Genomic DNA, 19178 nt, shown 5'->3' with positions numbered 1-19178 from the left:
GAGACATTGGCAGCCCGGAAAGTCTAGTCGGTCATTTGTCTGGCGCGAGCCACGTATCAACGACTCGTCGATCCAGCTCTTCCCAATACGCCATTCCCAATACCCGCGTGGTGTTCAGGCCGCGCAAGTAACCGCGCAACTCATGGGCAGTGTCCCGAATGAGCTGCGGGTCGGCGTGGTTTCTGTCGAGCAATACACTTTCGTACTGGACCAGGTATTCAGCCACCCGCTCGCGGAAATCGGGCAGAACGGCGTCTCGGATCAGGTCAAACGTTCTCAAGGAGGGTTCCTCATTCATGTTTTTCTAGTTGTGTTTGAGTGTGTAGCAGTCTGCACGTCGCGCAACTATCGCTAGAAGTAATAGTGACCATCACGAAACGCAAGTTCTGCTTTCGCGTCAATGGGCGGAAAATCGCCTCTATCGAAACGCAGCTCAAGGAATTTGCGCGATGAACATTCTGACTCGACTGGCGCTGGCCGCACTGCTGACAGGCGCTGCTGCTGCACCGACTTACGCAGACGATGCCCGGTCGTGTCATTTCCAAACCATTACTGGCAGCAGTGCCACGTTGCAGCATTCGCAGACCGTCGGCGTGCTGTACAGCGAAACCACTCTGGATAACCTGCAATACCTTGAGCGTTACCACGACATGGCGGTCAACGGCGCGAAAGATGCGCTCGACTCGCGGATTCGCGAAGCCTTCGTTGAAAGCTCTGATCCGGAATTAGCCATCGACTGGCTGGTGAGTTCGTTGCAGCAACAGTTCTTGTCGGTGACCGTCTACGACAGCCTTGATGCGCTGGTCCAGGCCCATCCGGATGTGGTGGTGAAACTCGACACCTTCAATCGCTTGTTGACCCAACGTAACAGCCTGGTCGAAGCGCGATTCACCGCACGTTTCTACGATGCCGACCTGCAATACATCGGCAAGGCTGAAGGGGCGGTGGAAAAACAGCTGCCATCGGTTTGGGTCCACAACCAGGCAGCGCCGCAAATCGCTGCGCAAATCGAGAAACAACGTGACCTGCAACTCAACGCACTGAAGCAGTTCGACAGCTCACTCAAGGCGTTGGTGTCCGCAAGCTGAACACCTAAAACATAAATGGCAGCGGCGGCGCCGTGAAGCTGGACCGTTGCCGGTTGAACCGAACCTTTATTTTCAGGATTACACCGATGCGTCCTTTATTCGTGCTTGCCATGGCTTTTGCTTCTTTGTTGCTCGCCGGTTGCGCCTCCGCGCCGAACGATCCGACCTTGACGTTGCACACCAGCAAGACACCCGCACAGTACGCCGATTGCGTAGTGCCGAAGTTGCAGGGCAGCGCGCTACACCCGACGGTTTCGCAGACCCAGCGCAGCTACCGGATCGTGGTGCCAAGCATGGTGTCGGCCGACAACGTGCTGGAAGCCTACAAGGCCGGCAGTGGCGGCAAGGTGTTCCTCTACGAGCGTCACCTGTTGGCCTCGAATTTCCTGCCATCGACTTTTGAACAGGCAGCTCAGGACTGCATCTGATTTCACCTGGTCACCGTATCTGACAGAGCTCCTTTGGTTGGCCGCAACCAACCAATTTTTCGCCCCGTGCCTTCATTCGGTCACGGGGCTTTTTTTTGCCCGCAATCGTTGAGGTTCAGGCGATATCAATCACCACCTTGCCGACGCCCGTGCCTTGCTCGACGGCATCGTGGGCCTGACGCGCCTCACTCAGGGTAAAACGCTGCGGATGCATCAATGGCTTGACCTTGCCTTCCTCGATCAGCCGCGTGGCGTAACCGAGAATCTCGGCGTGGTGCTTGCGTCCGGTGCCGGTGAGCATCGGCAGCAACACAAAAATTCCCGACAGCGTCGCACTGCGCAGCGAACCGGTAGCGAGGTTGTGGGTGCCGAACGCCGCGCAACTGGTGACGTGGCCATACAGGCGAATCGCCGCAAAGGCGTCATCGAGGCTCTTGCCTCCGACCGTGTCATAAATCACATCGAAACCTTTGCCAGCGGTGTACTGGTTTACGTATTGCTCGACCGGCACGTCGCGGTAGTCGATGGCGGTGGCGCCGTAGCCTTCGACAATCGAGCGCTTGCCCGGCGACACCGTGGCGAACACTTCGGCACCCAAGGCCTTGGCGATCTGCACGGCCATGTGACCGACACCGCCGGCACCGCCATGTACCAGCACTTTCTGCCCGGCCTGGACATGAGCGCGATCCACCAGACCTTCCCACGCCGTCAGAAACACCAGCGGTATCGCCGCGGCTTCACGAAAGCTCAGATTTTTTGGCTTGCGCGACAGCAGATCGGCATCCACCGCGATGTATTCGGCGAGTGAGCCGGGCAAGCCACGCACGCCTCCGACCATCCCGTAAACCTCATCACCCACGGCCAGATGCTGGATGTCGGCGCCCACGGCCTCGATCACACCGGCCATGTCTGTGCCGAGAATCGCCGGCAGTTCCGGCATGGCGTACGGTGCGTTGCCGGAGCGAATCTTGTAGTCGATCGGGTTTACGCCACTGGCGACGACACGTACCAGCACTTCATTGGCTTTTGGTTGCGGGCAACTGATCTGCGCTTCACGAAAGGCGTTAGTGGCGTAGTCATCCAGGATCAACGCACGAATAGTCGATTGGCTCATTGCAACGCCTCGCTGTCATTTTTAAGGAGAGGGCAATGGTGGTGGCTGAGCGCAGGTTTGTCGATCCCTGAAGGTGGACGCGACGTGTAGGCAAAGTCCGAGGGTTCGAAGCGATCAGTTGTGTCCATGCGGACACTGCGCAGGCTCAGAGTTTCCAGATGCGATGCGTAGAGAGACTCGGCCCAGTAGCTGATCAGCACCGAGCGCCGACGTGCGCCGCTGGGGTTCAGGCTGCCCGCGTGCACCAGATCGACGTCAAACAGCAGGATGTCACCGGCGCAGCCCGCAAGTTGCACCGTTTGCGATTCGTCATTGAAGTCGAAAGGGGGGGCGCCAGGCGTTGGACGATGGCTGCCGGGGACAATTCGTGTGGCGCCGTTCTCGGGGCCGTAATCGTCGAAGTAGGCGAGAGCGCTGACGCTGTCGCCCGGCCGCTGCGCCGAGAGGTCGCGGTGCAAGGATTGAAAACCGCCCCCCAGCAGCGGCTCGCGACCTTCCACTTGCGCGAGAAAAAACCGTTCTGCGATCAGTTCTCCGGCCACCGCCAGTACCTGAGGCAGACGGCACACGGCCTGAATCGTTGGATCAAGGTCCAGATGCGAGTGGCGCCAATCCATGCCCCGTGGGACTGGCCATTGCGCTGAGGGCTTCACCCCGGCATCAAACGCGGCGCGCAGGGCATCCAGCCATTCGGTGGGAATCGCGCCACGAAGCAGGGCAAAGCCTTGTCGATGTAGCTGTTCGCGGTCAGTCATGGTTTTCTCGGCAGGGGCGCAGTACAGTTATAGCCGTGAAAAGCGACAGCGCGCCCGGCTCCTGTAATATGCAGCCCATCACTTACCACGAGCATTGAAAATGGATTCTCACTCGATTCTGGCGTTTACCCTGGTCGCCGCGATCGCCATTGCAAGTCCCGGCCCCGCGACGCTGATGGCGATCAATAACAGTCTGGCCCACGGGCAGCGCAGCACGATCTGGTCGTCACTGGGCAATGCCAGTGGTCTGTTTTGCCTGTCGGCCGCGGCCATGCTCGGGTTGGGTGCCTTGCTGGCGAGTTCAGAGTGGTTGTTCAACGCGGTGAAAATCGTTGGTGCCGGCTATCTGTTCTACCTCGGCGTCAAGCAGTTGTTCAACAAGGGCTCGATGCTTGCGAACGGTATCGAGGGCGACGCGAACAAGCCGCGCCCGACTCGCGGCAAGCTCTATAAGTCAGCCTTCCTGACCGCCGTGACCAATCCCAAGGCAACCATGTTTTTCACCGCACTGTTCCCGCAGTTCATCGATCAGGGCGCGGCTTTGCTGCCGCAATTCATGATCCTTACCGGGATTTTCATGGCGTTGTCGGTGTCGTCGTTGAGCGTCTATGCCGCACTCGCATCGCGGGCCAAAGGCGTATTGACCCGGCCCGCGCTGTCCCGCTGGGTCAGTCGGGTCGTGGGGACGACCTTTATCGGCTTTGGTGCGGCGATCCTGACGATGCGCCGGCAGACGGCTTGAGGGCAGAGCGGTTGCTCAGAGCCATTTGAACTGCGCCGGGAACCGCGCCACAAAACGCGTTCCCGATTCGGCGTCTGAGGTGACGCTCAAGGTGCCGTTGTGCGCCGTAGTGATCTGCGACGCGATGTAAAGCCCCAGACCCAGCCCTTCGCAGCGTTGCCCGGCTTCGGATCGGGAAAAGGGCTCGAACAACAATGGCATCAATTGCGCCGGAATCGGCGTGCCCTGGTTGGTCAGCGAAATGACAATCTCGTCGTTCTCGGCGTAGGCCTTGAGGATGATCGGCGCGAGGGTTGAACCATGGGTGGCCGCGTTGCCCAGCAGGTTCGACAACAACTGGCTGATGCGCAATGCATCGCAATAAATACCTGCCGGCACGTCCAGCGAATGAATAAAGGTCGCCTTGGGATGGGACACCTTGATTTCCTCAAGGGTCGACAGCAACGTGGCCTGCAAGTCATCCACCAATTTGCGTTGCAGCGGAATACCGCCACCGAGCCGTCCCCGGGCAAAGTCGAGGATGTTTTCGATCAGCACCCCCATGCGCACGGAACTGTTGCGGATCGCCGCAATGAAATTCAGCGAGCGTTTGTCTTCGGTCTTGCTTTCCAGCAGGTCGGCGCTCATGCGAATGGCGCTCAGCGGTGTGCGCAGGTCATGGCCCAGTACCGCGATGAATTGCTCGCGCAGCCGGCCCAGTTCATGGGCGTTGTCCAGCTCGGTTTTGGTGGCCAGCAGACGACTTTGCGTGTCGAGGCTCATGGCAATCAGTTGGGCGAACAGCGTCAGCGTCTTTGCAATGGCCGGTTCGTCCAGATTGGCCGGTACGGAGTCGATCGCACAGAGCGTGCCGAAAAAATCGCCGTTGGCTCTGACGATGGGAATGGAAATGTAGCTCTCCAGCCCATAGGTCTTTGGCGTGTGATGCCGCGAAAACAGCGGGTGCAGGCTGGCGTGGCCGAAGATGACGGGCTGTTGGTGTTGACGGATTTCATGACAGATAGTCGATTCGAGCACCAGTTCGCCACCGGGTTTGAGCCCGAAATCAATGGAGTCGTCGACCGCGCAGGCCACCCAGTTTTTTTCGGTAACGCGGGCTACGGCGGCGAAGCGCATGCCGGTCAGGTGCTTGACCATGCTCAGGATCACGGGCACCGCATCAATGCTGCGGATGGCTTCAATGTCTGATGTGAACTCTGGGCTGGTCATGGGCGTGCTTCGAAATGATGTCGGGTCAGAGACTATCGCTTCTTGTCGCCTATTGCTAATAGGCCGGTTGCACAAAAGCCAAGGGCGCCGCGGATTTTCCGGGGCGCCCTTGGTCGATGTTGTTGCGGGTATTGCGCGGCTTAGAACTTGTATTTGGCGGTCAGCATGTAACTGCGCGGATTGCCGTAATTGTCGTTGGCTCCCCACGTGATGTTGCTGCCGATGGCCGAGTAGTAGACGCGATCAAAGATATTGTTCGCGTTGACTTGCAGGTCGAGGTGTTTGGTGAGTTCGTATCCGGCCATCAGGTCGGTGGTCGCGTAGCTACCTTGTTCCAATCGATAGTTGCCGCCATTGGCAAGCGCGACGTCGTTGTACATGCGGCTCTGCCAATAGACGTTGCCACCGACGCGGAGTTTTTGTAACGGCCCCTGGAAGCGGTACACCGTCGAGACCTTGAACAAGTGCTCAGGCGTGTCGGTTTTGAATTGCTGATTATTGTTGGCCGGGTTTTCGTCCTTGATGTAGTGCGCGCGGGTATAGGTGTAGCCAGCGCCGAGCTGCCAGTTTTCGGTCAGCGCGCCTTGCAACTCCATGTCGATGCCCTGGCTGCGCACTTTGCCCGAGCCGGTGTAGCAGGTCATGACCGGGCAGCCGAACTGATTTTCCGCCAGGGTTGCGCGGTTGGTCTGGTCCATTTGGAACACGGCCAGACTGGCGTTGAGGGCGCCGTTGAAATATTCGCCCTTGATGCCAACCTCGTAGTTTTCACCGACGATCGGGTCCAGCACTTTGCCGGAGAGATCCTTCGAGGTTTGCGGGGTGAAGATGTCGGTGTAGCTGGCGTAGACGGAATGATGGTCGTCCAGCTTGTAGATCAGGCCGGCGTAACGCGTCAGGTTGCGGGTGACTTTGTAGTCGCCGTCGCCGCTGCGGTCATCGTAGTCATACCAGTCCAGGCGACTGCCGAGGATCAGCGTCAGCGGATCGGCCAGGCTCAAACGGGTGGTGAGGTAAGCGGCATCCTGAGTGGCCACGCTGCGCGTCTTGCCGTCACGCACGAAATCGGGCTTTGGCGCACCGATCGGCCAGGCCGTGGTGTACGGGTCATATTCCTTGGACGTTGCATCGTAGACGCGATGGCTGGCGCCGACGACCAGTTCGTGGGTGCGACCGAAGGCTTCGAACGGGCCGCTGGCAAAACCGTCGAAAGCGCTCTGCTTGTCGGTGTTGTGCGATTGGTAAGCGGTGGTTTCCAGCGGGCCGGTGTAGCGCGACAGGTACGTACCGGAGAACTCGCCGTTGAGCGTCGAGGACGAGCCGGCGACGTGCAGTTTCCAGTCGTTGTCGAAGCGATGCTCGACTTCGCCGAAGACCGTGTCGATCTGCAGCTTCTTGTTTTCCCAATCGGTGCCGGGGTAGGTGGAGCGGGGCAGATCAAGGTGATGGCCGTTGGTGCCGATCGGCAATCCGCCCCAGAAATAGTTGGTTTGTTCATTTTGCCGGGAGAAACCCAGGGTCGCGGTGGTGCTGTCGCTCAGGTCGGCTTCACCGATGGCGTAGAACAGGCCGTGATCGTTTTGTTCCTTGTCGCGGAAACTGTCGGCGCCCTGATAGGAACCCACCACACGGCCACGCAGCGTGCCGCTGTCGTTCAGCGCGCCGGAAGCGTCGATCTCGCCACGATAATCATCCCAACTGCCAGCCGCGCCAGTGAGCGTCACCTGCGGGGTGGCCGTCGGGCGTTTGCGCACCATGTTGATCGCGGCTGACGGATTGCCGGCGCCCGTGACAAGGCCGGTAGCACCGCGAACGATTTCCACTCGGTCAAACATCGCCAGGTTCGGTTGCACCGCCATCGAATACGGCTGATAGGAGCTGGGCAGTCCGTCGTACATGATGTTGTCGATGTCGAAGCCGCGTGCGCTGTAAGCCTGTCGGCCCGGACCACTGGACTGGTTGAGGAACAGCCCCGGCGTGCCTCGCACCACATCGTTGATGCTGGTCATGCCCTGATCGTCCATGCGTTGCCGGGTGATGACGGTGACGGCTTGCGGCGTTTCGCGCATGGTCAGCGACAGCTTGGTCGCGGTCTGCATGGGGCCTGTGGTGTAAGACTGCGAACCCTCGGTGGTGCTGCTCATCTGGGTGGCACCGATCTCGGTTGCGCCAAGTTCCAGCGTGGCGGGTGGGGCAGCAGTTTCAGGCGATTGCGCTGGAGCCTCATCGGCTGAAACGGATGAGAGGCTGACCATGCCAATGGCGAGTGCCAGAAGGTTGGGTGAGAGGTTCGAACGGCGGTGGCGGGTGTGAAACGACATCAATCTGCTTCCCCAAAAGTAACCAAAACGAATCTGATGCATATGCTTGTAAGAAGTATTCGCATTAGCATGTCAGATTGATCCCGTCGAAGAAAGCCATCCACTTCAATTGGTTAACAAATTTTTCACATTTTCGGCGTAGGGAAACAATCACCACAGCGGCAGAAATTGGCGCTTCCAGTGGAAATCAGCAGACTCAGGCGAGGGAGGTAAAATGACCGCGCCCGATCAACATGAAATCTGCTCGGGCGCGGTCGAAGGGAGGGAAAACGCGTGGATCAGTTCAGGTCTTCAGCGTCATGCCGTTCAGGCACCTGGCTCGCCTCATCACCCCACGTGCGATTGACTCGCTGCCCACGGATGACCGCCGGACGCTGGGCGATGTCCTCTGCCCAGCGCTGCACATGGGTGTATTCCTCGGCCGCGAGAAACTCTGCCGCCGAATAAACATTGTTGCGCACGAGTTGCCCATACCAGGGCCAGACCGCGATATCGGCGATCGTGTAGTGCTCGCCGGCCAGGTATGGGCTTTGCGCGAGGCGCCGATCCAGCACATCCAGTTGACGCTTGGCTTCCATGGTGAAGCGATTGATCGCGTACTCTATTTTTTCCGGCGCGTAGGCATAGAAATGCCCGAATCCGCCGCCCAGATACGGTGCCGCGCCCATCTGCCAGAACAACCAGTTGAGCGTCTCGGTGCGTCCCGCTGGATCCTTGGGCAGGAATGCGCCGAACTTCTCGGCGAGATACAGCAGGATCGAGCCCGACTCGAACACCCGAACCGGCGGCTCGACACTGCGGTCCAGCAGTGCAGGGATTTTCGAGTTGGGATTGATCTCGACGAAACCGCTGGAGAATTGATCGCCCTCACCAATGCGGATCAGCCACGCGTCGTATTCGGCGGCGCTGTGCCCCAGCGCCAGCAGTTCTTCGAGGAGGATGGTGACTTTCACCCCGTTGGGCGTGGCCAGCGAGTAGAGCTGCAATGGATGCTTGCCGACCGGCAACGTTTTCTCATGCGTCGGCCCGGCAATCGGTCGGTTGATGCTGGCGAACTGGCCACCGGACGGCGCTTCATTTTTCCAGACCTTGGGCGGAACGTAGGGCGCTTTGCTCATGAAACGGACCTCATCGTGACTGGCTGAGAACAGAGGAACACCGTAGGGAAAAAATCCGATTCATGCCAGCACGATTTATCGTTACCTCCCGATATACAAAACCATCCAGCAAAAAAACTTCGCAACCTGCGGCAGCTCCTACAGTGCTTCGCGTTCGGCCATCATTGGCTCGGGGGCAATCGCCCGGGCGGCGGATTGCACCACGCCACGCAACCATTTCGACGCCTGCGAGCGATGCTTGCGTGCATGCCACAGCTGGTAATACCGCAAGGGCTGCGCTGGCACCGGAAAGGGCTCGATGCGCAGCGGCAACAGTTCGGTGTAATGCTTGGCGAACGATCGCGTGGTGGTGAAGACCAGGTTCGATTTCACCAGCACATAGGGCGCGATGCAGAAGTAGGGCAGGGTCGTCGTCACTCGCCGCGTCAGACCGCTCTTGGCCAGCTCCGCGCCGATGGTGCCCTGACCTGATGAATTGTGGGTCATGACGGCCAGATGATCCGCCTCGATATAGGCTTCGCGTGTCAGGCCGCCGGGCGCTATCGGGTGTTCGTCGCGCAACAGGCAGACCAGATCGTCGTCGCACAGGGACTGCAAATGCAGATGCTCTGCCGGCGCTCTCCAATTACCGATCACCAGATCCAGAAAGCCATCCTCCAGACCACGCGAATAGCCACCCTCGGCCTGCAAGTGCTTGAGTTCAAGCGTGGCAAACGGTGCCTGTGCGTAGAACCGCTCGATGATCGCCGGCACAAAAAATACGCTCAGGTAATCCGGGGTGCTGATGCGAAAAGTCTGGCGGGTAGTAGCGGGGTCGAACAGGTCCACCGGGTGCAGAATCTGCTCGATCCCGTTCAGCGCCTGCGAGACCGGATCGATCAACGTCAGGCCGTGGGCGGTCAGCACCATGCGGCTGCCACTGCGGACCAGCAGTTGATCGCCGGTCAGCTCGCGCAATCGCCGCAGGGCAACACTGATTGCCGGTTGCGATTGCCCCAGCAGTTCGGCGGTGCGCGAAACACTGCATTCGGTCAGCAGGGTGTACAGCGTGCGGATCAGTTGGGCATCGCAGTTGGGGGCGGCGTTAGACACGGCAGGATCTCTTCTTATGGGTCCATCTACAGATCGTTCCTTCTCCCTGAGCTGGCTGTAATGAATGACGTATCGCTATATAAAAGACTATATAGCGATGCGTCAGAATGCGTCTACGCAAAGCTCTCCACGTCAGTAAATCTGCGGGTTACGCCTGAAAGAAACGCGGCTAGCGCCAGTCCGGCAGGGATTTCAGAAGTTCGGCCTTGTGTTGAGTCGCCGCGCCCATCAGCACAAAGCCGCGCATTCGCCTGTGCTGATCGTGGTAAAGCGACTTCACATTGACGATGCTCTTGTCGCAGCGATCGGCCCATTCGGTCGACCACAGGCCGTCGCTGTCCATGGGAGACGCCACGACGGTGGGCAGCACGCTGGTCTTGATGGTCACCGGCATCGCCGGATAGGCCACGGGCGTTGGCCGGCCTGCGAGGGTCTGAGCCAAGGCTCGCGCCTGCAACATGATCGGCATGACGTAGGGCAACACCAGGTCGTGAACGCGAGCGCAATCGCCCAGCGCATAGACATTCGGCGTGCTGGTGCGCAGGCAGGCGTCGGTGATAATGCCGTTGGCCACCGCGATGCCGGCGGTACGTGCGAGATCGACGCGGGGCTCAAGGCCAATGGCGCTCAACACATAATCCACCTCGATCACGCGCAGGTCAGTCAATTGCAGCTGTAAACCTGCGTCTGAGCGGCGGACTGCAACAGGAGCGTTGCCCAGTTCCAGACGCACGCCGATGGACGCCAACGCGTTGGCCATTTCCTCCCCGGCCTCGGAGGGCAGCAAGCGACTCAGCGGCCAAGTGGCCCGGTCAACCACGCAGACCTCATGGCCGGCATGCTGCAGATCGTTGGCGAACTCGCAGCCGATCAACCCGGCGCCGAGAATGGCGATGCGGCTTGCATTGCCGATCTGCTGACGAAAGCCTCGGTAGTCTTCCAGGTCGTTGACAGTGATGATCGCCTCAATGCCATCGCCTTGCAGGGGCGGGCGGCGGGCGTCGGCACCCAGTGCGAGCACCAGCGAGCGATAGCGCAGCGCCTGACCGTCGAGGTAAATCAGCTGCGCATGGGTGTCGACGCGCTCTATCGTTGTTCGCGTGATGATCCGCGCTTGCAGTTGGTCGGCCATTTGCTCGGCGCTGAACGTCACCAGTTGCTCCGGCAAACGCCCGGTCTGGAAGGCATTGGAGAGTGCCGGTTTCGAGTAAAACTCACCGCCATCGCGGGTCACGATCACGATGGCAATGTCGGCGTCCAGTTTGCGCAGTTCGCGCGCAACGGTATAACCGGCCAGCCCCGAACCCAGAATGATCACCGGGTCAGATGTTGCTGCTGGCGGGCGATTCGCCGCTGCGCTGTCCGCGAGGCGAACCATTGAAAAATCGGCTTTGCCGACGCCGCATTCCGGGCAGAACCAGTCTTCAGGCACGTCCTCCCAGCGCGTTCCCGCCGCGATTCCGTCCTCCGGCAGGCCCACTGCCTCATCGTAGATGAAACCGCAGACCAGACATTCCCACTTGAACATGTTGGTTACTCCAATCGATTGATGCGCAGCGCAGGATTCAGGCGGTAAAGGCGCGACCCAGTCCCAGTGCGCTCAGGGCGCGGCGATAGGCGGTGGAGGAACGATCAGCCGGAATATGGATTTCCAGCGAGAGATCCAGAGGCAAGTCCTCCGGGCGGCACAGTTCGACGATGTCGCGGTCCTCTTCGAACACTTGTTGGTTGAAGGCGTAGACGTCTTCCAGCGGCATGTGTTTGTCGAAGTTGCGCGTGATCGCGCAGAACATCCGGGTCTTGCGTGCCGAGATCGGGCTGGCTGCATTGAGGATGACCAAACGGTGCTCGGGATCGGGGAAATTCACCGTCAGACGCGCAGTAAATGGCGCAAAGACATCGAAGGTGCGTACCCACTGAAAACCTTCCGGCGCTCGATGTTGCAGGCTTTTCGGGAAGTTGCTGACGCTGCTGACGTATTCGGCGTGGACACCGTACGGCGTGACCTCGGCCTTGTAGGTCGGCACCACCGGGTTGTCGCGTTCGGCAAATGCTTCGTGGTGAATCCAGGCGAAGTGGGCAACGTCGATAAAGCCTTCCACCTGGCGCCCGGCCGATGCGCCGATGTCGAGCGACGGCGGCAGAATGCGCTGAAAATTTTCGTCGCTCCACGATGGCATTTCAGCGAAGGGTGCATCGCTACCGGACATCAGAATCCAGATCATTCCGTAATCTTCACGGGCCGAATACATCTGGATGCGATGGCGTTCAGTGAGGTTGGCATTCGGTTCGGACGGAATGCGCGTGCAGCGCCCGTCGGTGCCGAAGTGCAAACCGTGGTATGGGCAAATGATGTTTTCACCCTGCACCCAACCCTTGCTCAACGGCGCCCCGCGATGGCTGCAGATATCGCGGGCGGCGTTCACTTTGCTGCCGGTACGGTAGAGCACCAGCGGTTCGTCCAGCAGCGTGACGGCAAACGGCTTGTCAGCGACGTCGGCGGAAAACGCCACGGGGTGCCAGTGCTGTTTGAGTATCTCGCGATCATGTTCGGTGAAGGTGCTGGAGCGGGTGATCGGGTTCCAGGTGATGTCCTTGCAGGCGATGGCGGCGGCTGACATATCGGTTCTCCTTGTTAGGGGGATAGCGCTGAAGGGCAGCGCATCCGCTGGTTGTCCGAAAGGCTGCTTGGCCAGCCAAACGGGCAACCAGTGCGAGAGCCATGCTAGGGAATCAAGCGCGGCCCGCCCATGTCGGGGAGAACATGTTGCTTATGTGCAATTCGATATGTGTGTGGCGTGTTCCCTTATTGGTGATAAACATCTGACCGATTTCAACCCGCAGCAGAGCGCGCCAGAAACTCGCTGATCAGCGAAATCGTCTGCTGCTGAATTTCAGTTCGGCCGCGTCCACCGTCGCCATCGGTGCAAATGATGCCGTCGCCGGGTGCGTCTTCTTCCAGCATTTCCATCGCGCCAGGCTTGCATGGCGACATGAAACTGAAGTGGCTGGCGTCGCTGATCTCGACGTATTGGCTCGATGTTTTTGGCAGTCGTTTGGCCAGATCGGCGGACTCAAGCTGGGCGGGCAGGTCTTGCGACGGCACGCCCGCTGCGATGACCAGCACCGGAACAGGCAGTGCCGCAAGGCTGGCATCGGTGAAACCACGCGACAGACCGAGGTCCAGTGACACCACGGCAGAGACGCGTTTGTCACGCATGTCGGCGGCCAGTCGTGTCTTCGAATCCGCTTTGCTGGCGGGATTCATCTGCTGATAAACGGAGCAACTGGACAATTGCGAATGGACTTTGCAGTCTTCAGCGAAACGCTCGGTATCGAAACGCGCGCCAGCAATTTCCAGGCTGGTCCAGCCGCCGAGAGAGTGGCCCACGACGGCAATGCGCGGTTTTGCGACCATACCGAACTTTTCCGGCTGAGCCGTCACCGCATCGATGGCTCGACTGACATCCGCAGGACGCAGCCACAACTGTGCCGCCGCCTGAGGGCTGCGGTCATGCGTGGTGCTGCCGGGGTGATTGACCGCCGCGACGATATAACCCTGGTGCGCGAGCGCGCTGGCCAGCCATGCCTGGTTGCTCCAGTTGCCGCGGTACCCGTGTGAGAGCACTACCAACGGATGTCCGCCTGCAGCCGGTGGCGCATTTTCCGCGACCATTACGCCGACAAACGCCGGGTTGTCGGCGACCAGTTTCGGTGCGGCAGTGGTTGCACCGGCTGGGTACCAGACGACCATTTCCAACGGACGCTCATTGCTCGCGTCCGGCAGGGTCGAGCGCTGGAAACCGATAGAGTTGTCGTCAGCGAATACGTGGGTGGTCAGGCAGAAAAGAAGCAGAGCGCCGAAAGCACGTTTCATTGTTTTTATCTTCCGTGATGAGCCTCGATTGGCGAGGTGGACTTTGCCTTAGTCCGAACGTTTCAGCGAGTCCGGATTGAACATTAAATTGGCGATTCTGCTGGCGTCAGGTTCTTGCTGCCATGCGCCAGAAGCGTTCGCAGTTTCGCGCACAATCCATTGTTGCGAGCCGATCCAGGACAGCTCGATGCAGGCTCTCGTCAGCTCTGCGTTGTCGATCAGCAAACCGACTTCATCTGCTGGGCCGGGACACATGCCGCCGACCGAAAAAGGTACACGCGCAAGTATCAGGTCTTTGAGCATTCCCAGCAGTTCGTCGTGGGAGCAGAAGGGGACATGACGGTCCCCGCAAACGCCGCCGGAAAAAACCAGATGGCCTGCCGCATTTATCGAGGCCAGATGTACCGGAGGTCGGCCGGAGCCCTTGGCATAACGAGATGTGCTCACAGCAATTCCTTGTCAGTGGAGGCTTGAAACGGTGCGGCCAAAGCATCTTCCTGCGGCCAGCGCACCTTCAGGTGTTCGATCAGATAGTCCATGAATGCCTTGACCTTCGGAGTCATCGCCGCACGCTCCTGCACACAGGCATAAATGTCCATTCGCTCGACAAAGCCGTGACCTGCGCCGTCATGGTTTTCGAACAGCGGCAGCAGTTGGCCGCTGGCGATGTACGGCGCCGCCACGAACTCGGCCAGTCGCGTGATGCCCGCACCGTTGACCGCCATCTGCGCCAGTGCATCGATGTCATCACTGATGGTCGTGGCATTGATATTGGCCTCGTAACTCTGGCCGTCCCGAGAAAAAGTCCAACGAAGAAAGCGCCCGTCCAATGGATAACGGAACGCCAGGCACGCATGGTTTTGCAGATCGTCCGGCGATTGCGGCGCGCCTGCGCGCTCCAGGTAGGCGGGGGCGGCGCACATGATGAAGGGCAGCGAAACGATCTTGCGCGCAACAATGCCATCTTCCAGTTGCGGTTTGATCCGCAGGCTCAAGTCGATACCGTCCTGGATGTGATTGATCTTGCGGTTGGTGTTCGATAGCTCCAGCAGAAGACGCGGGTGCAGCGCCGCGAACCCGGCGATCAATGGCGCGAGCACATGCCGGCCGAATGCAGAAGTGGAGGCGATGCTCAGCCGTCCCTGCAGCTCGGTTTGCTCGTTGCTGATCGAGCTTTGTGCCGACTCCAGATCTGCCGCGATGCGCTTGACCTTGTCGTAGTACACCGCGCCGTTTTCAGTCAGCGCCATGCTCCGCGTGGTGCGTTGCAGAAGTCGCACGCCGAGATGCGCCTCCAGACGATTCAGCGTTTGGCTCACCGCTGCCGCACTCACGCCCAGGGCTTTGGCGGCGCCGACTATGGAACCTGCTTCAACCACTTTGATAAAACTGGCAATTGCCGCTAACAGATTCATCCATAGCCTGCCGAGAACGATTTGATTCGTAAGTTGTGCTTTATAAAGTACCTGCCATTAGCCGTCTAGTTGAGGGGAGCCTCGCTTGTTAAGGTGCCCGCTCCCTGTCAATGGATGGAAAAGCCCTATGAATCAAAGTACTGGCAGCGATGCGCTGAGTGTTAGCCGTCGCAAGCTGTCACCGCGTGCCACGCCCTATGTGTTTGCTTTGTACATGGCGACGATCATGGCGTTTCTGATGTCACTGGTGATCACGGCCGCCAACTCGGGCATTGATAACGACTACTTGAGTAATGCGTTGCACGCCTACAAGTTGGCGATGCCGGTGGCATTCCTGTGCATCCTTGTCGTTCGGCCGATCGTGATCAAACTGGTGGCCTGGACGGTGCATCCGCATCGCTGAGCGCTGAACCCTTAACCCTTCCGGGGCAGTGCGTTGTCCCGGCAAATCAATCGAAACTTCGTCGCCAGCCCAATTGTCCAGACCCTTACACCTCTCGGCGGATGCACTGCCGGGAATGCCCGATGCACCGGTGAAAGGCGAGGAACACGATGACGATGACAGTAGGCGATTTTCTGGTTGAGCGGCTCAGCCAATGGGGCGTCACGCGGATTTTTGGTTATCCGGGGGATGGCATCAACGGCGTGTTCGGCGCGCTCGACCGGGCCAAGGGCAAGATCGAATTCATTCAGGCCCGCCATGAAGAAATGGCCGCGTTCATGGCCTCGGCCCACGCCAAGTTCACCGGTGAACTGGGAGTGTGTATTGCGACTTCGGGGCCGGGCGCGTCGCACCTGATCACCGGGCTCTACGATGCGCGGATGGACCACATGCCGGTGCTGGCGATTGTCGGTCAGCAGGCGCGCACTGCGCTGGGCAGTCACTACCAACAGGAGCTGGATCTGGTCTCGATGTTCAAGGATGTCGCCGGCGCCTTTGTGCAACAGGCTTCGGCGCCGTCGCAAGTGCGCCACTTGCTCGACCGCGCGGTGCGCACGGCAGTCGGCGAACGCCGCGTCACAGCTATCATCCTGCCAAACGATTTGCAGGATCTGCCCTACGAAGCGCCGGCCCGAGCCCACGGCACTGCGCACTCCGGTGTCGGTTACAGCAAACCGAGAGTTTTGCCATACGAGGCGGATTTGCAACGTGCCGCCGAGGTTTTGAATGCCGGTGAAAAAGTCGCGATTCTGGTCGGCGCTGGCGCTCTGCAGGCCACGGATGAAGTGATCGCCGTCGCGGAAAAACTCGGCGCCGGGGTTGCCAAAGCCCTGCTCGGCAAAGCCGTACTGCCCGACGATCTGCCGTGGGTCACGGGCAGTATCGGCCTGCTCGGCACCGAGCCCAGCTACAAACTGATGACCGAGTGCGACACGTTGCTGATGATCGGCTCGGGTTTCCCGTATGCCGAATTTTTGCCCAAGGAAGGCCAGGCGCGGGGCGTGCAGATCGACTTGCAGCCCGACATGCTCAGCCTGCGTTATCCGATGGAGGTCAACCTGCAAGGCGACGCGGCGGAAACGCTCGCCGCATTGCTGCCGATGCTCGAACAGAAAACCTCGGGAAAATGGCGCAAAAAGGTTGAGGGCTGGCGCGGCACCTGGGAAAAGACTCTGGAAAAACGCGCCATGGTCAAGGCCAAACCGATCAATCCGCAACGGGTGGTGTATGAGTTGTCACCGCGCCTGCCGGATGCGGCGATCATCACCAGCGATTCGGGCTCGTGCGCCAACTGGTACGCCCGCGACCTGAAAATCCGCCGTGGCATGCAGTGCTCATTGTCTGGCGGTCTGGCCTCGATGGGCGCGGCAGTGCCTTATGCGATTGCGGCGAAATTCGCCTACCCCGAGCGTTCGGTGATTGCTCTTGTCGGCGATGGCGCCATGCAAATGAACAACATGGCCGAGCTGATCACCGTCGCCAAATACTGGCGCCAGTGGCAAAGCCCGAAATGGATCTGTGCGGTGTTCAACAACGAAGATCTCAATCAGGTCACCTGGGAGCAGCGGGTGATGGAGGGCGATCCCAAGTTCGAGGCATCGCAGAGCATCCCGGACGTGCCATATCACCTGTTCGCCATTTCCATTGGCCTGAAGGGCATTTTCGTCGACCGCGAAGAAGACGTCGCCGCTGCCTGGGAGCAGGCATTGGCCTCGGACGTACCAGTGCTGATCGAATTCAAGACCGACCCGAACGTGCCGCCACTGCCGCCGCACATCAAGCTCGAGCAGGCGAAGAAATTCGCCACGACCTTGCTCAAAGGTGATCCGGACGAAGCCGGAATCATCGTTCAGGCCGCCAAGCAAGTGCTCAGCTCCGTACTGCCCGGCAAAAAATAACCCCGTAGGTTTCTCGCCAACCGTGTAGGAGCTGCCGCAGGCTGCGATCTTTTGATCTTGAAAAACAACATCGAAAGATCGCAGCCTGCGGCAGCGCCTACATTGCAATGGAGGCAGGCAATTGATTTTCATTGGTTGTGCAGGCTGGAGTCTTGCGCGTGAGCATTGGCCGGCATTCCCGGCTGAGGGCACGCATTTGCAGCGCTATGCCGCGCAATTCAACAGCGTCGAAATCAACAGCTCGTTCTATCGCCCGCATCGCCGCCAAACCTACGAACGTTGGGCAGACTCGGTGCCGGACGGTTTTGCTTTTTCAGTGAAGATCCCCAAACACATCACCCACGAACTGCGCCTTGCCGGCAGTGAGGCGGCGTTGGACGAATACCTTGGGCAGTGCAGCGGATTAGGTAATCGCCTGGGCTGCCTGCTGGTGCAGTTACCGCCGTCGCTGGCGTTTGACCCAGCCGTTGCCGAAGGTTTTTTCAGCGCATTGCGCCAGCGTTTCGCCGGACCAGTGGTACTCGAACCGCGGCATGAGTCGTGGGGCAACGCCGAGCCGCTATTGATCAAGCATCAAGTCAGTCAGGCGGCGGTCGACCCCTCACGCATCAGCAATGACGCTTCACCGAGAGGTTCGCAGGGCACAAAGTATTGGCGCTTGCACGGTTCGCCGCGCATTTACCACAGCGCCTACGATTTGCCCTACCTGCAACAACTCACGCAAGCGTTGCAGGTCGCGACAGAGCAGGCTGTCGCCACCTGGTGCATCTTCGACAACACCGCCAGCGGCGCCGCGATCGGCAACGCGTTGAGCCTGGCCAAAGCGCTGGTTATTGCGGCGCCAGATCGCCGTACCAGTACGCCGCTGTAACGCCGCCATCCATCAGGAAATCGCTGCCGGTGATGAACGTACCTTCGGGTCCCATCAGCAAAGCACCCACGGCACCGACCTCATCGGGTGTGCCACCGCGTCCGGCGGCGCTCAATTCGATCATCCGCCGGTAACCGGCGCCGCGTGGGCCGCTCAGCTCGTCTCGCGCCAATGGCGTGAAAATGATTCCCGGGCTGATCGTATTCACGCGCGCACCGCGTTTGCCCCAACGCACGGCTTCAGCCATGACGCGCAGCGAGTTGCCACGTTTGGAGATTTGATAGGCGTGCAAAGGGTCGCTGACCTGATCGGCTTGCAGCATTGGCAATGCCAACAGATCGTCCGCAGGCGTGGTCGCCAGTGCCTTGTTTTGGTCAGCACTCAGTGCAGGCAAGCGATGGCCGGATTGCGAGGCGATGACGACGGCACTGCCACCTGGAGCGATGACGTTGCCGAACTCTTCCAGCACCACGGCGGTGCCATATAAATCCACGCGCAGAATGGTTGCCACGGGAGCCTGCGAAGGTGAAACCCCCGCGGCGTGAATGACGCCAGTGATATCGCCCAACGCAGATGCCGTGCGCACCAAAGCCTGAATGGATTCGCGAGAGCTCACGTCGACCACGCTGGTGGTTACCGCGAAGCCGGCATCAAGCAGGACGCGGGCCGCAGCATCAGCGTTGTCCTGCTTCAAATCCGCCAGCACGACATGCTTGCCGACACTGACGCGACGGGCAATGGCCTGGCCGATCGAGCCGGCGCCAATAACGACAATAACGTTGGACGGGGTGGGCATGGCGGCTCTCCT

The 19178-nt window shown here is 59.7% G+C and carries 19 protein-coding genes; 6 read left to right on the top strand and 13 right to left on the bottom strand.

Annotated features, from left to right (window positions below; all coding sequences use genetic code 11):
- Nucleotides 1-31: 31 nt before the first annotated feature.
- The gene (locus JFT86_RS22550) at nt 32-280 is read right to left on the bottom strand and encodes a hypothetical protein (RefSeq protein WP_201238390.1); all 249 of its coding nucleotides are present in this window, start codon (nt 278-280) and stop codon (nt 32-34) included.
- 169 nt (nt 281-449) lie between these two features.
- Between JFT86_RS22550 and JFT86_RS22545 the strand changes: the two genes are divergently transcribed.
- Entirely contained in the window at nt 450-1088 is a 639-nt protein-coding gene (locus tag JFT86_RS22545) for an ATPase (protein WP_201238389.1), read from the top strand.
- Nucleotides 1089-1174: 86 nt separating this feature from the next.
- Entirely contained in the window at nt 1175-1516 is a 342-nt protein-coding gene (locus tag JFT86_RS22540) for a hypothetical protein (protein ID WP_201238388.1), read from the top strand.
- Between the two features lie 115 nt (nt 1517-1631).
- Here JFT86_RS22540 and JFT86_RS22535 read toward each other — a convergent pair whose 3' ends face one another.
- Both JFT86_RS22535 and JFT86_RS22530 read right to left on the bottom strand, forming a co-directional pair.
- Entirely contained in the window at nt 1632-2630 is a 999-nt protein-coding gene (locus tag JFT86_RS22535; protein WP_201238387.1) for a zinc-dependent alcohol dehydrogenase family protein, read from the bottom strand.
- On the bottom strand, nt 2627-3385 hold the full coding sequence (locus JFT86_RS22530) for a phytanoyl-CoA dioxygenase family protein (RefSeq protein ID WP_201238386.1): 759 nt from the start codon (nt 3383-3385) through the stop codon (nt 2627-2629). Before JFT86_RS22530 ends, JFT86_RS22535 begins: the two co-directional genes overlap by 4 nt.
- 100 nt (nt 3386-3485) lie before the next feature.
- Between JFT86_RS22530 and JFT86_RS22525 the strand changes: the two genes are divergently transcribed.
- Nucleotides 3486-4127, top strand: a complete 642-nt coding sequence (locus JFT86_RS22525) for a LysE family translocator (protein ID WP_201238385.1) — start codon at nt 3486-3488, stop codon at nt 4125-4127.
- A gap of 15 nt (nt 4128-4142) precedes the next feature.
- Here JFT86_RS22525 and JFT86_RS22520 read toward each other — a convergent pair whose 3' ends face one another.
- From JFT86_RS22520 to JFT86_RS22480, 9 genes are all read right to left on the bottom strand, one after another.
- Nucleotides 4143-5336 carry a GAF domain-containing sensor histidine kinase gene (locus tag JFT86_RS22520; protein WP_201238384.1) on the bottom strand — a complete coding sequence of 398 codons (1194 nt, stop codon included), beginning with the start codon at nt 5334-5336 and terminating at the stop codon, nt 4143-4145.
- Between the two features lie 140 nt (nt 5337-5476).
- Nucleotides 5477-7657, bottom strand: a complete 2181-nt coding sequence (locus JFT86_RS22515) for a TonB-dependent siderophore receptor (protein ID WP_201238383.1) — start codon at nt 7655-7657, stop codon at nt 5477-5479.
- 278 nt (nt 7658-7935) lie between these two features.
- Entirely contained in the window at nt 7936-8775 is an 840-nt protein-coding gene (yghU, locus tag JFT86_RS22510) for a glutathione-dependent disulfide-bond oxidoreductase (protein WP_201238382.1), read from the bottom strand.
- Nucleotides 8776-8913: 138 nt separating this feature from the next.
- Nucleotides 8914-9867 (bottom strand): LysR family transcriptional regulator, encoded by a 954-nt coding sequence (locus JFT86_RS22505; protein WP_201238381.1) that lies wholly within the window; start codon nt 9865-9867, stop codon nt 8914-8916.
- Nucleotides 9868-10036: 169 nt separating this feature from the next.
- On the bottom strand, nt 10037-11395 hold the full coding sequence (locus tag JFT86_RS22500) for an FAD-dependent oxidoreductase (RefSeq protein ID WP_201238380.1): 1359 nt from the start codon (nt 11393-11395) through the stop codon (nt 10037-10039).
- A 37-nt stretch (nt 11396-11432) separates the two neighbouring features.
- Nucleotides 11433-12488 (bottom strand): Rieske 2Fe-2S domain-containing protein, encoded by a 1056-nt coding sequence (locus JFT86_RS22495; protein WP_201238379.1) that lies wholly within the window; start codon nt 12486-12488, stop codon nt 11433-11435.
- Nucleotides 12489-12700: 212 nt separating this feature from the next.
- Nucleotides 12701-13744, bottom strand: a complete 1044-nt coding sequence (locus JFT86_RS22490; RefSeq protein WP_201233580.1) for an alpha/beta fold hydrolase — start codon at nt 13742-13744, stop codon at nt 12701-12703.
- Between the two features lie 48 nt (nt 13745-13792).
- Entirely contained in the window at nt 13793-14191 is a 399-nt protein-coding gene (locus tag JFT86_RS22485) for a hypothetical protein (protein WP_201233579.1), read from the bottom strand.
- Nucleotides 14188-15159 (bottom strand): LysR family transcriptional regulator, encoded by a 972-nt coding sequence (locus tag JFT86_RS22480; RefSeq protein WP_201238378.1) that lies wholly within the window; start codon nt 15157-15159, stop codon nt 14188-14190. Before JFT86_RS22480 ends, JFT86_RS22485 begins: the two co-directional genes overlap by 4 nt.
- 127 nt (nt 15160-15286) lie before the next feature.
- On the opposite strand from JFT86_RS22480, the gene JFT86_RS22475 reads away from it, so the two are divergent.
- The 3 genes from JFT86_RS22475 to JFT86_RS22465 all read left to right on the top strand — a co-directional run bounded on the left by JFT86_RS22475 (nt 15287) and on the right by JFT86_RS22465 (nt 18370).
- Nucleotides 15287-15562, top strand: coding sequence for a DUF2798 domain-containing protein (locus tag JFT86_RS22475; RefSeq protein ID WP_201238377.1), 276 nt, complete (start codon nt 15287-15289; stop codon nt 15560-15562).
- Nucleotides 15563-15711: 149 nt separating this feature from the next.
- Nucleotides 15712-17499 carry a thiamine pyrophosphate-requiring protein gene (locus JFT86_RS22470; protein ID WP_201238376.1) on the top strand — a complete coding sequence of 596 codons (1788 nt, stop codon included), beginning with the start codon at nt 15712-15714 and terminating at the stop codon, nt 17497-17499.
- A 121-nt stretch (nt 17500-17620) separates the two neighbouring features.
- The gene (locus JFT86_RS22465; protein WP_201238375.1) at nt 17621-18370 is read left to right on the top strand and encodes a DUF72 domain-containing protein; all 750 of its coding nucleotides are present in this window, start codon (nt 17621-17623) and stop codon (nt 18368-18370) included.
- Here JFT86_RS22465 and JFT86_RS22460 read toward each other — a convergent pair.
- Nucleotides 18330-19166 carry an SDR family oxidoreductase gene (locus JFT86_RS22460; protein WP_201238374.1) on the bottom strand — a complete coding sequence of 279 codons (837 nt, stop codon included), beginning with the start codon at nt 19164-19166 and terminating at the stop codon, nt 18330-18332. The genes JFT86_RS22465 and JFT86_RS22460 overlap by 41 nt on opposite strands.
- Nucleotides 19167-19178: the final 12 nt, after the last annotated feature.

It is taken from the genome of Pseudomonas sp. TH06, assembly GCF_016651305.1.
Taxonomy (GTDB): Bacteria; Pseudomonadota; Gammaproteobacteria; order Pseudomonadales; family Pseudomonadaceae; genus Aquipseudomonas.
Note: the sequence above shows the minus strand (reverse complement) of the source record. Positions and strands in the feature narration are given on the sequence as shown.

Coding starts and splice junctions, on each gene's coding strand:
- JFT86_RS22535 (WP_201238387.1), bottom strand. CDS start 2,630: ATGAGCCAATCGACTATTCGTGCGTTGATCCTGGATGACTACGCCACT.
- JFT86_RS22460 (WP_201238374.1), bottom strand. CDS start 19,166: ATGCCCACCCCGTCCAACGTTATTGTCGTTATTGGCGCCGGCTCGATC.
- JFT86_RS22500 (WP_201238380.1), bottom strand. CDS start 11,395: ATGTTCAAGTGGGAATGTCTGGTCTGCGGTTTCATCTACGATGAGGCA.
- JFT86_RS22540 (WP_201238388.1), top strand. CDS start 1,175: ATGCGTCCTTTATTCGTGCTTGCCATGGCTTTTGCTTCTTTGTTGCTC.
- JFT86_RS22470 (WP_201238376.1), top strand. CDS start 15,712: ATGACGATGACAGTAGGCGATTTTCTGGTTGAGCGGCTCAGCCAATGG.
- JFT86_RS22515 (WP_201238383.1), bottom strand. CDS start 7,657: ATGTCGTTTCACACCCGCCACCGCCGTTCGAACCTCTCACCCAACCTT.
- JFT86_RS22495 (WP_201238379.1), bottom strand. CDS start 12,488: ATGTCAGCCGCCGCCATCGCCTGCAAGGACATCACCTGGAACCCGATC.
- JFT86_RS22490 (WP_201233580.1), bottom strand. CDS start 13,744: ATGAAACGTGCTTTCGGCGCTCTGCTTCTTTTCTGCCTGACCACCCAC.
- JFT86_RS22520 (WP_201238384.1), bottom strand. CDS start 5,336: ATGACCAGCCCAGAGTTCACATCAGACATTGAAGCCATCCGCAGCATT.
- JFT86_RS22525 (WP_201238385.1), top strand. CDS start 3,486: ATGGATTCTCACTCGATTCTGGCGTTTACCCTGGTCGCCGCGATCGCC.
- JFT86_RS22545 (WP_201238389.1), top strand. CDS start 450: ATGAACATTCTGACTCGACTGGCGCTGGCCGCACTGCTGACAGGCGCT.
- JFT86_RS22530 (WP_201238386.1), bottom strand. CDS start 3,385: ATGACTGACCGCGAACAGCTACATCGACAAGGCTTTGCCCTGCTTCGT.
- yghU (WP_201238382.1), bottom strand. CDS start 8,775: ATGAGCAAAGCGCCCTACGTTCCGCCCAAGGTCTGGAAAAATGAAGCG.
- JFT86_RS22480 (WP_201238378.1), bottom strand. CDS start 15,159: ATGAATCTGTTAGCGGCAATTGCCAGTTTTATCAAAGTGGTTGAAGCA.
- JFT86_RS22475 (WP_201238377.1), top strand. CDS start 15,287: ATGAATCAAAGTACTGGCAGCGATGCGCTGAGTGTTAGCCGTCGCAAG.